Raw genomic sequence first — 15,235 nt, 5'->3', positions numbered from 1 at the left:
CTGGTGAATGTTGTTAACCTTACGGGTGTGACCCACCCTGTCAAGCGGCGCACCGGCCAGCACCATGGCGACCTGCGGCGGGCCCTGGAGGAGGCGGCGCTCGCGCTGGTCGCCGAGCGCGGGCCCCACGGCTTCACGCTGGCCGAGGCCAGCCGCCGAGCCGGGGTCAGTGTCGCCGCGCCGTACAAGCACTTCGCCGACCGCGACGCCCTGCTCGCTGTCCTGGCCGAACGCGGCTACCGCGAGCAGCGCGAGCGCTTCACCCTGGCCATGGCCGGCTCCGCGGACCCGGTCGAGCAGTTGGCGGCGTTCGCCGCGGCCTACGTCCGCTTCGCGGCGGACGACCGAGCCCTGTTCGACGTCACCTTCTCCGCCGGCCTGGACAAGACCGAGCACCCGGGCCTCGCCGCCGCCGGCGAGGAGCTGCTCGGCACCCTCCTGCCCGCCGCGACCCGTCTCACGCCGGACGATGAGACCGCCTACGACCTGCTGCTGCGCGTCGCCTCCGCAGCCCACGGCATTGCCGTCTTCCTGCGGCAGGGGCTGTTCGGCGTCTCCGGTCAGGCGTTGGACGCCACCGCGGACAGGGCGGCCCGAACCGCCCGGGACATCGCCGCCGGGGCCGCCCCTGTGGGGCGGTAGTCCGGAGAAAGGCCATCACGGTGTCGAGTGCGGCTTCGAGGTGGGCGATCCGGCCGGTGGGCATCAGGATCACCGCCCCGCCCTGGATGGCGGCCACGATCGTGGCCGCGGTGCGGTCCGCGTCCAGGGACGCGCCAATCGAAAAACTCGCCGTCCGCTACGAAGCGACAGTGCTGATCGCAGCCATCAACGAATGGCTGTGACCAGCATTTTCACAACAGGCCCTAGTCGACCCTGACCACGTACTTGCCCCGCACCCCGCCCGCCTCCAACGCCCGGTGTGCCGCCGCTGTCTCTTCCAGCGGGAAGACCGTGTCCACCGCCGGCCGCAGCTTCCCCTCCGTCACCTGGCGGGCGAGGTCGTCGAAGAGCGCACGTTGGGGGTTGCCGCTGAAGAAGCGCACCCGGCCGCGGCCGTGGACGGCGCTGGCCGCGATGTAGCCCAGCGAGGCGGCGGGCCGCGTCAGGTCGAGGGCGATGGTGACCATGCGTCCGCCAGGCTTCAGCAGCCGCCGTAGGCTACGCAGGTCGGTGCCCGCCGTGTCGAGGACCACGTCGAACCGTCCCAGTTCCGCGGGGAACACGGCCTGGTGGTCGACGGCGTGGTGGGCGCCGAGCATGCGGACGAAGTCGAGGTTGGCAGCGCGGGCCAGGGCCGTGACCTCGGCGCCGTACGCCTGTCCGAGCTGGACGGCGGCGTTGCCGACGCCGCCCGTCGCGCCCCGTACGAGCAGCCGTTCGCCCGCGCGCAGTGCGGCCTTGTCGCGGAGGGCCGTGATGGCCGTGGTGGCCACCGGCAGCGCGGCGGCCGCCACGAGGTCCAGCCTGTCCGGGGCCCGGCCGAGCCGCTCGGGCCGTACCGTCACGTACTCGGCAGCACTGCCGAATCCGGAGCTGCGGCCCAGGACGCCCCACACCTGATCGCCGACCGCTACGCCGGTCGCGCGGGTGCCGAGGGCGGCGATCTCGCCAGTGAAGTCCAGCCCGATGCGCTGCGGGAACTTCCGGCCGGTGAGGAGGCGGGCCCGACCGGAACGGGCCGCCACTTCGCCGGCGTTCACGCTGAACGCGCGCACGCGCACGAGGACCTCGCCGGGTGCCGGTCTTGGACGTGGCACCCGGCCCACATACAGCACCTCGGGGCCGCCGAAGCGGTCGAACAGTATGGCTTTCATCGTGCGGTCGTCCATCGTTGGGTTCTCACCTTCGCCACCAGTGGCCGTGCGGGGGGATCGTGGCGCCGAGCGTAGGCTGGCAAGCGGACGAGATCGTCCATTTGACCGGAGGTGAGAGACAGCGGTGGGGGAATCCTCTCGGATCGCGGGGCAGGACAGTCTGCGTGCGGACGCCCGGCTCAACCGGCGGCGCATCCTCTCGGCTGCCCGCGTGGTCTTCGCCGAGCACGGCATCGACGCGCCCATGGCGACCGTGGCCCGACGGGCGGGGGTCGGCGTGGCGACGCTGTACCGGCGTTTCCCGACGCGGGACGCCCTGGTGCGGGCCGCGTTCGCGCACCAGATGGACGCCTGTGCTCGGGCGCTCACCCAGGCGCTGGCCGACCCCGATCCGTGGCAGGGTTTCCAGCGACTGGTCGAGACGGTCTGTGAACTACAACGGGAGGAGCGGGGCTTCCCGGCCGCGTTCGTCGCGGCCTTTCCGGACAGTACGCGAGAACACGCGCGGCTACGGGAACAGGCCGAGCGGGACTTCATGATCCTGGTCCGCAGGGCTCAGGCGGCGGGCGCGCTCAGGCCCGACTTCCACCCCTCCGACCTTGCCGTGGCCTTGTTGTCCCACTGCGGTCTGGTCACGGCACTGCCAGGTGACCGCGCGGCGTCCCGGCGTCTGGTGGCGTACTTGCTCCAGTCGTTCCGCGCCGAGGCGGCCCACGGAGCGCTGCCAGCGCCGAGCGCACTGTCGCTGCGCAGTCTTCCGCTCGCTACACAGACCCGGTCTTGATGGGCCTGAGCCGCGCCATCCACGCCCGCCAGGAACTGCGCTTCGACTACGCCCCAAGCACCTCGGCCGATGACGTCCGCCGCGTACAACCCCACCACCTGGCTCACCTGGCGTCATCGCTGGTACCTCGTGGCCTGGGACCACCACCGCGAGGACTGGCGTACCTTCCGCGTCGACCGCATCCGGCCCCGCACACCCACCGGCCCCCGCTTCCCCCCTCGTGACCTCCCCGGCGGCACCGTCTCCACCTTCATCACCAGCCGATTCCGCGGCAACGACGACGGCACCGCCACCGACTGGCCCTGCCAAGGCGAAGTCATCCTCCGCCTCCCGGCCGCCGATGCCGCGCCCTTCACCCGGGACGGAATCGTTGAGGAACTCGGCTCCCGTCACTGCCGGCTCATCCTCGGCTCCTGGTCATGGACCGGACTCGCCGCCGCCATCGGCCGCTTCGACACCGATATCGAAGTCATCACCCCACCCCGACTGGCCACCGCATGCGGTGACCTCGCCGCCCGCTTTAAGGACAGTGGCCGCCTCAGCAACTGCATCGGCCTTCGAAAAACCTGGTGGTCGACGCACTGACGGTGGCCGTTGGCCGCAGCGACCTCCAGCCCGGCTGCATCGTGCACTCGGACCGCGGAGCGAAGTACCCCGCTGACGAACTCCGCCGTGAAGTACGCCGGCTGGGGCTGCGGCAGAGCGTGGGACGAACCGGCTCGTGCTACGACAATGCCGCCGCCGAGAGCTTCTTCGCGCTACTGAAAGCGGAGATCGGCACCCACCGCTGGCCCGACCGGGCCACTGCCCTCAGCAGGACCGTCGAGGCGGCCCCGATCCCCGACATCGGCTGGGTCGACATCGACATCGACATCGACACCGACGACCCCGCCCTGATACCGCCCGGTCCCTACGCCCGCAGGTGACCATGAGGTTGGAGCGGAGCGCAGCGGGAGTCGTGGCGCCGGGCTCCGGGATGAGCGCGGTTCTTCCCGGCCGTGGGGCGCGGCTTCCTTCGTGGACCATGCCGGGGTTGGCGGATCCCCATTCGAAGTCCGTCGCGAGGAATCCTCACGACACCTCTTGACGAGTGATGCGTTAGCGCTAACACTTCACTCACATCCAGCAGCGCAGCATCGCGCAGCCGCGTCGTGAGCCCCACCTCCAGGGGATTCTGCTTCCCCATGCTTTTCCGGCCGGTGTCCCAGCTGCACCGGACGAGCCGCCCGACGGAGCGTAAGTGTGATCGATAACATTCCTGATACCAAGTCCTCTCCGGGGAGTGACGGCAGCCGCCGTCACCCGACCGGACCCCCGCCGTCGTCCACGGCTGGGCACCGCCGCAGGCGGGGCCGGATCCGCGCCACCCTGGAGGCGTACCTGCTTCTCGCGCCGAGTCTCGCCGGGCTCCTGATGTTCCTCGTGGCGCCCATCGTCGGGGTCGTCGTCATCAGTTTCTTCGACTGGAACCTGATGGGCACCCCGCGCTTCGTAGGGCTGGCGAACTACCGCGAGATGATGGGCGACAGCGAGGTGTGGCGCGCGATGCGCAACACCGTGTACTACGTACTGCTGAACATCCCCGCGCAGACCGTGCTCGCGCTGCTGCTCGCCCTCGCGATGAACCGGAAGCTGCAGGGCCTCAAGGTGTTGCGGGTGCTGTTCGTCCTGCCGTGGATGGCCATGCCGGTGGCCCTCGGCATCGTCTGGAGCTGGGCGTTCGACCCGCAGCACGGCGTGGTCAACCAGTTCCTGGCCCTGTTCGGTGTGGACGGCCCGGCGTGGCTGTCGTCCACCGGTTGGGCGATGCCGGTGCTGGCGTCGGTCAACATCTGGCAGTACACGGGCTACACCATGCTGTTCCTGCTGGCGGGCCTCCAGTCCATCCCCGAATCGCTCTACGAGGCGGCCGACCTGGACGGGGCCGGCACCGTGCAGCGCTTCTTCCGGATCACGTTGCCGCTGCTGCGCCCGTCGATGTTCTTCGTGCTGGTGACCAACACGATCGGGTCGTTCCAGATGTTCGACACCGTCTACGTGATGACCCAGGGCGGCCCCGGCGGGTCGACGGACACGATGAACTACCACATCTACCAGCAGGCGTTCCAGCTGTTCCGCACCGGCTACGCCTCGGCGCTGGCGATGCTGCTGTTCGCCGTGATCCTGCTGGTGACGGCCGTCCAGCTCCTGTACTTCCGCAAGCGCACCATCTACGACTTCAGCTGAGGACGGCCACGATCATGTCTTCTCTCTCCACCGCCGTCCGCAGAACGACGCTGTACGGGATCCTCGCCGCCGGAGCGCTGCTGTCCGTCGCCCCGTACCTGCTGACGCTGAACGGCGCGCTCAAGCGGCCGTCGGACCTGCTGTCCACCGACGCCTGGGCCCCCGCGCATCCGGCCACCTTCGCCAACTTCAGTGCCGTGTGGGGCCAGTACGGGATGTCCTCCTTCCTGCTGCACACCCTGATCGTGGCGGTCGTCGTCACCGCCGGCCAGGTGGTGTTCAGCTCGCTGGGGGCCTACGCGCTCGCCCGGATGGAGTTCCCGGGGCGCGACTGGCTCTTCTGGGGATACCTCGCCACGATGATGGTGCCCCAGATGATCACGCTCGTGCCGCTGTTCCTGATGATGCGTGAACTCGGCCTGGTGGACACCTACGCGGGTCTGATCCTGCCCACCGTCTTCGGCACCCCGTACGGCGTCTTCCTGGTACGCCAGCACTTCCGCACCATCCCCAAGGACCTGGAGGCCGCCGCCCGCATCGACGGGGCGAACACCTGGACCATCCTGGTGCGGATCATGTTGCCGCTGAGCCGTCCGATCCTCGCCACCCTCGCGATCATCACGTTCGTCAACACCTGGAACAACCTGATCTGGCCTCTGATCATCACCAACAGCGACCGGACCCGGGTGATCACCGTGGGCATCTCCGCCCTCCAGGGCGAACACGTCTCCGACCTGCCGCACATCGTGCTGGCCGGAGCGGCCCTCGCCCTGCTTCCCCTGATCGCGGTGTTCCTTCTGTTCCAGCGGCACATCGTGCGCTCCATCGCGCTGACCGGCCTCAAGTAGGCCGTCCGCCGCCGCGGCCGAGCGGTCCGCGTCCACCGAAGACGTCACCGCCCATCGGCCCCCCCCCGATTCCCCCCGCACCACCTCGCACCGCCCGCACCGAAAGGGACGCCCAACCATGTCCGCTTCCTCCAGAAGAGTCCTGGCCGCCACCGCCACCGGCGCACTCCTGCTCTGCCTCACCACCGCCTGCGGCTCGTCCGGCTCTGACACCTCCTCGTCCGGCGGTACCGTCACCCTGCGGTACGCCATCTGGGACGCGGTCCAGGAGCCGGCGCTGCAGAAGTCGATCTCCGCGTTCGAGAAGCAGCACCCGAACATCAAGGTCAAGATCGAGCTCAACGCCTGGGCGCAGTACTGGAGCAAGCTGCAGACCCAGATGGCGGGCCGCACCGCGCCCGATGTCTTCTGGGACCACGTGGCGTACTTCCCGCAGTTCGCTCAGCAGAACGTCCTCACCGACCTCACCCCGTACATCAAGGCCGACAAGCTGAACACGTCGGTCTACGACTCCAAGCTGCTGACGGGCTGGCAACAGGACGGCAAGCAGTACGGCCTGCCCAAGGACTGGGACACCATCGCCCAGATCTACAACAAGGCCATGCTTGAAAAGGCGGGGCTGACGCAGGATCAGCTCAGCGGCCTGTCCTGGAACACCACCGACGGCGGCAGTTTCGTCAAGGCGCTGCAGAAGCTGACCATCGACACGAACGGCAAGCACCCGAACGAGCCGGGCTTCGACGGCAAGCACGTCAAGCAGTACGGTCTCGCCCTCGGGTCGGCCAACGGCCAGACCGACTGGTGGGACGCGGCGGTGCAGAACGGCTGCAAGCTCCAGGACAAGGCGTGGGGCAAGTGGACGATCAACCAGCCGTCGTGCGTGCAGGCCATCCAGTTCGTCCAGGACCTGCGGCTGAAGTACCACGTGGCGGTGCCGGCCTCCGTCACCAACCCGCCCAACGGGGCGTCCCTGCCGCAGGTCATGGCCCGCAAGCAGGCGGCCGTGGTGTGGGACGGCAGCTGGGACCTCAACGCCTACCAGAGCTCGATGAAGGGGAACTTCGGCGTCGCGGAGCTGCCCAGTGGGCCGGTGGGCAAGGGCACGGTGTACAACGGGCTCAGCAACGCCCTGTACGCGGGCAGCAAGCACCCCAAGGAGGCGTGGGAACTGGTGAAGTGGCTCGGGTCGGAGGAGTCCCAGAAGATCATCGTCTCCGAGGGGTCGGTGTGGCCGGGCATCCCCACGCTCAACAAGGACTACGTGGCCGTCTGGCAGAAGCGGGGTGTGGACGTCAGCGCCTTCTCCAAGGAGGCCGAGGGCACGACCGTCGGCTATCCGCTGACCACGTCCTCGGCGACGTACAACGTCAAGGTGCAGGACGCCTTCAACCAGGTGTGGCTGGGCCAGCAGACCCCCACGGCGGCGGCCGACTCCGTCAACGAGGAGTCCAACGCGGCGATCAAGTAGCCGCCGCCGGCAGCACGTGCCTCGACCGACGATCCACCAGGAGTCCACGGACATGCAGGACCACACCCCGGCCCGCCACGACGAGGAGCCGTCCAAGGACGGCGCCGACCGGCAGCGGTCCGTCAGCATCTTCGACGTCGCCAAGGCGGCCGGGGTGTCCCACCAGACCGTCTCCCGCGTGATCAACCGCCGCCCGAGGGTTGCCAAGGCCACCCGGGAACGGGTGCTGCAGGTCATCGACGAGCTGGGCTACAAGCCCAACCGGCTCGCCCGGGCACTGGCCGGGGGAGTGGTGCGCTCGGTGACGGTGCTCACCTCGGACACCACCCTGTACGGTGCCGCCCTTGCACTGCGGGGCATAGAGGAGGCGGCCCGGACAGCCGGCTTCGCCGTATCGGTCAGTGTCCTGGACGAAGCCTCCCCGCTGACGCCCGACGACATCGCCGGCCGGCTCGCCCGCCCCGGGGAACCCGTCCTGGTGATCGCCTTCAACGCAGCCGGCGAACGGGTCTGGCAGGCGCTGCCCGCCGACTTCCCCGCGGCCGCCGTGGTGGAGCGGCCGCGGGACGCCGGGCGGACCGGCAGACCCGAAGCCTGGCTCGACGACCGGGCGGCGGCGGCCCAGGCCACCCGCTACCTGCTCGGCCTCGGCCACCGGACCGTCCACTACATGACGATCCCGTCCACCACGACCCGCGTCGGTCAGCGCGCCGAGGGCTGGCGGGACGCGCTCACCGGCGCCGGCCGTTCCGTCCCCGAGCCGCTGGAGGGCGGCTGGAGCCCGCGATCCGGGTATCTGGCCGCCCGTAGCATGGTCGCCGATCCGCAGGTCACGGCAGTACTGTGCGGCAACGACGACCTCGCACTCGGTGTGCTCCGGGCGGCCCGCGAGGCGGGCCGAGACGTGCCAGGCGACCTCAGCGTCATGGGTTTCGACGACGCTCCGTACGCCGCGTACACCCACCCCACCCTGACCACGGTACGGCTGGACTTCGAAGGGCTGGGGCGCGGCGCCTTCGGGATGCTGCACCGGCTGCTCGACCCGGACAACACCCCGGCACCACCGCTGTGGGCCGAACCCGACCTGATCGTTCGCGAGAGCACCGGCCCGGCGCCGCACCGCCCCGCCTGACGGTTTCCGCCGGACCAATGTGACTTATACCACTTCATACCGCTCCATCTGCGGGGGATGTGAGCGATAACATCCCGTTCCCCGATCCGTCCTCCCGCAGTGCCGCGGGAGGAGAAAGCCAGGTCCCCATGTCCCTCGACACCCGCACGCCGGGCGCTGTGCCGCCCAGGCACACCAGAGCGAAGTTCACCAGCGCGCTCCTCGCCGTCACGGCCCTGGTCGGCACGGCGCTCGCCTTCCCGCAGACCGCCCAGGCCGCCTCTCAGACCTTCACCGTCGACCTCGGCACCACCACCGGCACCGTCCTGCACGGCTCGAACGGCGCCCTCTACGGGCAGAGCGACGACGGCGTCCCCAGCGACAACCTGCTGGCGCCCCTGAAGCTGACGACCGGATCACAGAAGCCCCCGAACGGCGCCCAGCACCCCAACGGCGACATCCTGGACGTGGCCCCCTCGTTCTTCCGCAACGGCGGCGGCACGATGTACACCAACATCCAGGACGAGTACTCGGCCTGGCCGTACCAGAACCTCGGCATGGCCGACTACCTCACCAAGGTCGACGCCGCGGTCAACGCGATCAAGGGGACCTCGTACGCGGACAAGGTCGTCTTCGTCCCCTTCAACGAGCCCGACGGCAACTGGTACACCGGCCTCAAGAGCAGCGACGCCACCACCTACCAGAACGCCCTGACCAAGTTCGAGTCCGACTGGAGCACCGTCTACGACCGGATCCGGACCGATCTCCCGGGCGCGAAGATAGGCGGGCCCAACACCACCGGCTACTACACCCAGTTCTTCGGCGACTTCCTGACCTACGCCAAGTCCAAGAACCAGCTGCCGGACGTGTTCACCTGGCACGAGCTGAGCCCCGGCTCCCTCTCCGCCTACCGCGGGCACTACTCGGCGTACCGCGCCCTGGAGAGCGCCCGCGGCATCAGCCCGATCACCGTCAACATCGACGAGTACGCCAACCGGCGCGACATGTCGGTGCCCGGGCAGATGGTGCAGTGGGCCACGATGTTCGAGGACACCAAGGCCTACGGTCAGCAGCCCTACTGGGACGCGGCCGGCAACATGGACGGCAACACGGCCCGCACCAACAGCCCCAACGGCGCGTGGTGGTTCTGGCATTCGTACGCCGGTATGACCGGGCAGACGGTCAAGGCGACACCACCGCAGGTCGACGTCCAGGACACCCTCCAGGGCATGGCCTCCCTCGACACCAGCCGCAAGCAGGCCCAGGTGCTCCTCGGCGGGTCGGCCACCGACACCAACGTGGTGATCAACAACATTCCCTCCGCCACCTTCGGCAGCAAGGTCGAGGTCACCGTCCAGGCCCTGGGCTGGAGCGGCTACGACGGCGCGTCCGCGCCGCCGCAGACCATCTCCCGCGCCGCCTTCACCCCCTCCGGCGGCTCCGTCACCGTCCCGCTGACCGGCCTGAACGCCATGTCGGCCTACCGCATCACGGTCACCCCGAACGGCGGCGGCACCGCCGCCACGCCCACCCTGCCGTGGAGCGCCTCGTACGAGGCCGAGAACGCCGCCGTCACGAGCGGAGCGATCAGCACCGAGGGCAGCAACGGCGCGGCCCAGAAGTACGCCACCTCGGGCACCAAGGACGTCACCGGCCTGAACCAGGCGACCAGCCAGGTGGCCTTCTCGGTGAACGCCCCGTCGTCCGGCACGTACAACCTGCGGGTCTTCTACGGCAACCAGTCCGGCACCCCGGCGCAGCAGGCGCTGCGGATCGACGGCGCCGGCCCGAAGTGGGTGACCTACCCGTCCACCCTGAACAACGAGTACCACTCCACGGTCACCGTGCCGGTGACGCTGAGCGCGGGCAGCCACACGATCTCGCTGGCCAAGTCCGACGCCACCCTGGGCACCGGCGCCGGTGAAGCCACCCTGGACAAGATCGACCTGGCGGCCGCCCAGAGCAACCCGGAGACCGCCTACGAGGCCACGTTCGCCGACACCACCGGCAGCCCGTCGTACTCGTACAGCGACATCGGCGAGACGGGCACCGGCGCCGTCGTCCTGGGCTCCGGGGACAAGACCACCTTCGACGCCTACGCGCCCACCGACGGCTACTACACCGTCAAGACCGACTACGCCTCATCCGGCGGGACCGCCGCCCTCTCCCTGAACGGCACCACCGTGGCCACCCTGGCCAACACCAGCGGGGCCTCGGCCACCGCGAGCAACCGCCTGTACCTGATCGCCGGCATCAACCGGATCGCGGTCAGCCCGAACACGGGCGCCACGGTCACCCTGCGGGACCTCAAGGTGGGCGGCTCCGGTGACACCACCGGCGTCACCAAGTACGAGGCCGAGACCGGCACCCTCGCCGGCGCGGCCAAGGTCCAGTCGAACGTGTGGGCCTCCGGCGGCAAGGACGTCGGCTATGTCGGCAACGGCAACGGCAACACGCTGACCTTCGCAAACGTCAGCGCCCCCGCCGCCGGCCGGTACGCCGTCGTGATCCACTACGCGAACAACGACCGGTCCGGCACCGGCAACTACAACACCAACCTCGAGTCCCGCACCGCGCAGCTGACCGTGAACGGAGGCACCCCGGCCACGCTGACCCTCCGCAACACCTACAGCTGGAGCGACTTCTGGGCACTGGGGACCACCGTCACCCTCAACTCCGGAACGAACTCCCTGAAGATCTCCAACTCCACCGCCTACGCACCCGACATCGACTACATCGAGGTCGCCCCGGTGAACGGCTGACCGTTCCACCCCCCCAGGGGCCGCCGCCGAGCCCGGCGGTGGCCCCGTACCCCTGAGTGCCGCCGTACTCCCGCCGCTCGACCGCCTCCGCCCGAAAGGCCGCCATGCCGAACATCGCCCACGACCCCGAGCACCGGCTGTGGGTCCTGTCCGGACCCGGCTCCAGCTACGTGCTGCACCTCGACGACGCCGACCGACTGCACGGCCTGCACTGGGGACCACGCCTCACCCTCGAACAGGCCGTCTCCCTGCTCCGGTACCCGCGGCCCGGCCGCCGCTCCTTCGAGGACCCCGCCGACGGCACCCTCGACCTCGACACCGCCGGCGCCATGCGCTACGCCCACGCGGGCGTCCAGATCCGCTTCCCAGACGGCGTCCGCGACCTCGAACCACACCCGGCCGGCCAGGAGGTGATCGAACACGAGGACGGCACAGAGCTGATGCTGCGGTTCACCGACCGGTACTACCCGCTCACCCTCGAGACCCACTACCGTCTGCGCACAGGCACCGATGTCATCGAACGCCACCTCGTCCTGCGTCACACCGGCAGCGAGACCGACGGCGCCATCACGGTCGTGCGCGCCGACTCCGCCACCTGGGTACTGCCAAGGCTGCGCGAGTACCGCCTGAGCCAGGTGCGGGGGCAGTGGAACGCCGAGACCCAGCTGAACCGGACCCCGCTGCCCTACGGCGAGACCGTCCTCACCAGCCGCCGCGGCACCACCGGACACCAGAGCAACCCGTGGGCCATGATCGACGACGGCGCAGCCGACGAGGTCCAAGGCGCCGTCTGGTCGTGCGCCCTCGCCTGGAGCGGCAGCTGGCGGCTGACCGCCCAGCGGCTGCCCACCGAACGGGTCACCCTGTCCGCGGGCTTCGGCCACGACCCGGTCACCTGGGAGCTGCCGCCGGGCGGGGAGCTGGCCACCCCGGTCTGCGCGGGGGCGTACACCGAAGGCGGCTTCGGAGCCGCGTCCCGTCTGTGGCACCGGCACGTCCTGGACCATGTGCTGCCGCACCCGGAGGAGCTGCGGCCGGTGCTCTACAACTCCTGGGAGGCGACTGAGTTCGACATCGACGTCACCGGTCAGATCGCGCTGGCCGAGAAGGCCGCGGCGCTCGGTGCCGAGCTGTTTGTGATGGACGACGGCTGGTTCGGCGCCCGCACCCATGACGCCGCCGGTCTCGGCGACTGGGCCCCCAACCCGAGCCGCTTCCCCGACGGCCTCACCCCGCTGATCGACCGGGTGCACGACCTGGGCATGCAGTTCGGCCTGTGGGTGGAGCCCGAGATGGTCAACCCCGACAGCGACCTGTACCGCGCCCACCCCGACTGGGTGCTCCACCACCCGCACCGCCGCCGCACCGAGCACCGCAACCAACTGGTGCTCAACCTCGCCCGCCCCGATGTGGCCGCCTGGCTGCACGACAGGCTCGACGAGCTGCTGTCGAAGAACGCCGTCGACTTCCTCAAATGGGATATGAACCGCCCCTTCACGGAGGCCGGTTGGCCCGACGCCGACGGCGACCCCGACCGGCTGTGGATCGACCACATACACCACCTCTACGCCCTGCTCGACCGGCTGCGCGCCGACCACCCGGACCTGCGCATCGAAACGTGCAGCAGCGGCGGCGGCCGCCTCGACCTCGGCATCCTCGCCCGCACCGACCAGGTGTGGACCTCCGACAACACCGACGCGCTGGACCGCATCGACATCCAGCACGGCTTCTCCCAGCTCTACCCGGCCCGGGTCATGGGAGCCTGGGTCACCGACAGCCCCAACCCCTACACCGGGCGCAGCGTGCCCCTCGACTTCCGCTTCCACGTCGCCATGAACGGTGTCATGGGCATCGGCGGCGACCTGAACCGGTGGAGCGAGGCCGAACATACTCGCGCGGCCGAACTCGTCGCCGCCTACAAGCGCGTACGGCACCTCGTGCAGCTCGGCGAGCAGCACCGGCTGCGGCCCCCCGGGGGCGGGGAGCTCAGCGCGGTGCAGTACCTGGCCCCCGACGGCCGGGAAGCCGCAGTGATCGCCCTGCGACGGTCGCAGCGCTACGGACACCACGACCCGGCCCTGCCCCTGCGTGCACTCGACCCCGCCGCCCGCTACCGCGACACGGCCACTGACATCGTGCACCATGGCGCCATCCTGCTCAGCCACGGACTGCCCCTGGACCTCGCCGCGGACGACTATGCCTCCGTACTCGTCCACCTCGTCCGCGAGTCGGCCTGACGACGGCGCGCCACCTCGACGGTGTCAGCGATCGAGCTATGCCCGGCAATCGCGCGTGGCCTGGCCGGGCAGAAGAGGCGCGCGGCGGGCGGGGGCTCGTCAACAACGCCGTCGAGACCGCGGCGGCGAGCCGGTCCGATGCGGCGGGGTTGGGGAAGACCTGGACGACGTCGGCCCGCTGCTTGACCTGCCGGTTCAGTCGCTCCAGCGGGTTGGTGGACCAGCGGCAGGTTCTTGTAGCCGTTATCGCGATCAGCTCGTCCCAGGCGGGGAGGCCGTCGGGGATTAGAAAACCTTGCGGGGTTCACAGCTCCCGTTCGACCAAGCAAGGGCCTCGCGTCGCCCCCACGGGACGCCGTACATGGCGCTGACCATCGCCGTCGCGCTGGCCAGGGGGAGAAGGGAAGCGAGCAGCCCGATCACGTGCACGGTCACGCGCCGTGCCGACGGGCCCGGTAACGGTGCCGCCACCTCGCTCGCGGGGAAGAGATGGGGTATGGCGGAAGCCCCGGCTCGGACATGCTCGGCGGGCTCGGGTGCGGGAACCGTCGACGTCATGCGCTTGTTCCCACTTCCACGTCGAGCGCGGCGGGGCGGTGGTCGGACAGGTGCCCGGTGTCCGGGGTGCGGTAGTTGTGCACAGGCAGGCCGTGCACGAGGACGTGGTCCAGACGCAGAGGGACCAACTCGGCGGTGTAGTAGTAGCCGACGTGGAGGATGGGGGCGGGGGCAGTGCCCGTGGACGTCAGGTGCCACATGCGGTCGGAGACGGGCGTCTCGTACGCGGCCACGGTCCAAGCGGTCTCGCGGGGGTGGGCTTCGTGGACCCGCTCGATGCGCAGGGTCTGCGATTCGTGGATCGCGTGGGTGGTTCCGTCTGACCAGGTGCGTTCCCTGTCAAGTCGTGCGTGTTGAGGGCTATCAGCCCGCTTGCCGGCCTCCCGGGGTGCACCTCGGGAGGCCCCAAGAAAATCCGTTGGCGCTGCTCAGTAGGCGGCCTGGAGGTCGCTCCGGAAACGCTCAGCTGATCGTTGCAGGTCGCGTGCAGGTTGCGTGCAGGTCGAACTGCTCGACCGCCGACGGTGGCGCACTCAATTCGGGGCAGGCCGTAGTCCCTACCCGGGGTGATTCATACCTGCCGGGGCAGTACGTCGTCGCCGCAGATGGCGTCCGTGTACCCCCCCACCCGGCGCCTCCGTTCTATGAGGTCGCGTCGGCGCGATCCACGATGGACATCTCCATCGATCACGACACGAGGCGGCCGACACCATGACGCGTGAGGACATCGAATTCCAGGGCGAGGGTGGCGTCACTCTCCGCGGGTGGTTCTACCCGGCAGTCGGGGCGTCAGGGCCTACGGCCACGATTGTCGTGTCCCACGGCCTGACCGCGGTCAAGGAGATGTATCTCGACGACCTCGGCGCCTACTTCGCGGCGGCCGGTCTCAACGCCCTCGTCTACGACCACCGCAACTTCGGCGACAGTGACGGGACGCCCCGCCAGGAGGCGGACCCGGTGATGCAGCAGCGCGACATGCGCCACGCCATCTCGTACGCCACGACCCGTCCCGATGTCGACGAGAGCAGGATCGGCCTCTGGGGAACCAGCTACACCGGGGGCGTGTCCATCGTGGTGGCTGCCGTCGACCGTCGCGTCAGGGCCGTCGTCTCGCAGGTGCCCGGTGTCTCGGGCGCCGGGCAGGCCATCCGCGCCGTGCGACCCGACCTCGCGGCTCACCTGCGCGGGATGCTCGACGGCGACCGGATGAACCGTTTCGCGGGCGGCGAGCCGGGCGTGGTGCCGGCGGTCAGCCCCGACCCGGCGGGTCCGGCGATGATGCCCGACGCGGGGGCCTGGGAGTGGTTCACCGAGGCCGCCAAACGCGCTCCCAACTGGAAGAACGAGGTGACGGTGCGCTCGATGGAGATGGCCGGCGAGTACGAGCCGATCAGCTACATCAGCCGCGTCTCGCCCACGCCGCT

At 69.8% G+C, this 15,235-nt stretch carries 12 protein-coding genes and 3 pseudogenes; 12 read left to right on the top strand and 3 right to left on the bottom strand.

The features are described 5' to 3' along the window. Window positions 1-27: 27 nt before the first annotated feature. Both ABZT06_RS46615 and ABZT06_RS46610 read left to right on the top strand, forming a co-directional pair. Window positions 28-642, top strand: coding sequence for a TetR/AcrR family transcriptional regulator (locus ABZT06_RS46615; protein ID WP_020139221.1), 615 nt, complete (start codon window positions 28-30; stop codon window positions 640-642). Between the two features lie 56 nt (window positions 643-698). Then, complete coding sequence (locus ABZT06_RS46610; protein WP_020139222.1) at window positions 699-845, top strand: hypothetical protein; 147 nt, start codon at window positions 699-701, stop codon at window positions 843-845. 21 nt (window positions 846-866) lie between these two features. On the opposite strand, the gene ABZT06_RS46605 is transcribed toward ABZT06_RS46610, so the two are convergent. Next, entirely contained in the window at window positions 867-1,832 is a 966-nt protein-coding gene (locus tag ABZT06_RS46605) for an NAD(P)-dependent alcohol dehydrogenase (protein WP_355755131.1), read from the bottom strand. Between the two features lie 109 nt (window positions 1,833-1,941). On the opposite strand from ABZT06_RS46605, the gene ABZT06_RS46600 reads away from it, so the two are divergent. The 9 genes and pseudogenes from ABZT06_RS46600 to ABZT06_RS46560 all read left to right on the top strand — a co-directional run bounded on the left by ABZT06_RS46600 (window position 1,942) and on the right by ABZT06_RS46560 (window position 13,253). Then, window positions 1,942-2,601 (top strand): helix-turn-helix domain-containing protein, encoded by a 660-nt coding sequence (locus ABZT06_RS46600; RefSeq protein WP_355755128.1) that lies wholly within the window; start codon window positions 1,942-1,944, stop codon window positions 2,599-2,601. Further along, a pseudogene (locus ABZT06_RS46595) lies at window positions 2,595-3,186 on the top strand (WYL domain-containing protein); the annotation flags it as partial. The gene ABZT06_RS46600 and the pseudogene ABZT06_RS46595, both read left to right, overlap by 7 nt. After that, window positions 3,171-3,527 carry a hypothetical protein gene (locus ABZT06_RS46590; RefSeq protein WP_355755126.1) on the top strand — a complete coding sequence of 119 codons (357 nt, stop codon included), beginning with the start codon at window positions 3,171-3,173 and terminating at the stop codon, window positions 3,525-3,527. The pseudogene ABZT06_RS46595 and the gene ABZT06_RS46590, both read left to right, overlap by 16 nt. 316 nt (window positions 3,528-3,843) lie before the next feature. Next, window positions 3,844-4,827, top strand: a complete 984-nt coding sequence (locus ABZT06_RS46585) for a sugar ABC transporter permease (protein WP_355755124.1) — start codon at window positions 3,844-3,846, stop codon at window positions 4,825-4,827. A 14-nt stretch (window positions 4,828-4,841) separates the two neighbouring features. Next, a complete protein-coding gene (locus ABZT06_RS46580) occupies window positions 4,842-5,675 on the top strand; it encodes a carbohydrate ABC transporter permease (protein WP_355755122.1) in 834 nt (277 codons plus the stop codon). Between the two features lie 118 nt (window positions 5,676-5,793). Next, entirely contained in the window at window positions 5,794-7,143 is a 1,350-nt protein-coding gene (locus tag ABZT06_RS46575) for a sugar ABC transporter substrate-binding protein (RefSeq protein ID WP_355755120.1), read from the top strand. A gap of 52 nt (window positions 7,144-7,195) precedes the next feature. Beyond that, window positions 7,196-8,275, top strand: a complete 1,080-nt coding sequence (locus ABZT06_RS46570; protein WP_355755118.1) for a LacI family DNA-binding transcriptional regulator — start codon at window positions 7,196-7,198, stop codon at window positions 8,273-8,275. Between the two features lie 128 nt (window positions 8,276-8,403). After that, window positions 8,404-11,016 (top strand): CBM35 domain-containing protein, encoded by a 2,613-nt coding sequence (locus ABZT06_RS46565; RefSeq protein WP_355755115.1) that lies wholly within the window; start codon window positions 8,404-8,406, stop codon window positions 11,014-11,016. 104 nt (window positions 11,017-11,120) lie between these two features. After that, window positions 11,121-13,253, top strand: coding sequence for an alpha-galactosidase (locus ABZT06_RS46560; protein ID WP_355755113.1), 2,133 nt, complete (start codon window positions 11,121-11,123; stop codon window positions 13,251-13,253). Window positions 13,254-13,368: 115 nt separating this feature from the next. Here ABZT06_RS46560 and ABZT06_RS46555 read toward each other — a convergent pair. Beyond that, window positions 13,369-13,539, bottom strand: a pseudogene (locus ABZT06_RS46555) (transposase); the annotation flags it as partial. Window positions 13,540-13,966: 427 nt separating this feature from the next. Beyond that, window positions 13,967-14,152, bottom strand: a pseudogene (locus ABZT06_RS46550) (DUF317 domain-containing protein); the annotation flags it as partial. Window positions 14,153-14,522: 370 nt separating this feature from the next. Here ABZT06_RS46550 and ABZT06_RS46545 point away from each other — a divergent pair. Then, window positions 14,523-15,235, top strand: a 713-nt coding sequence (locus ABZT06_RS46545) for an alpha/beta fold hydrolase (RefSeq protein WP_355755111.1), incomplete at its 3' end; no start/stop codon positions are given.

Source organism: Streptomyces sp. NPDC005483, from assembly GCF_040606035.1.
In the GTDB taxonomy this organism is placed as follows: domain Bacteria; phylum Actinomycetota; class Actinomycetes; order Streptomycetales; family Streptomycetaceae; genus Streptomyces.
This window is presented reverse-complemented; position numbering and strand designations above follow the sequence as displayed.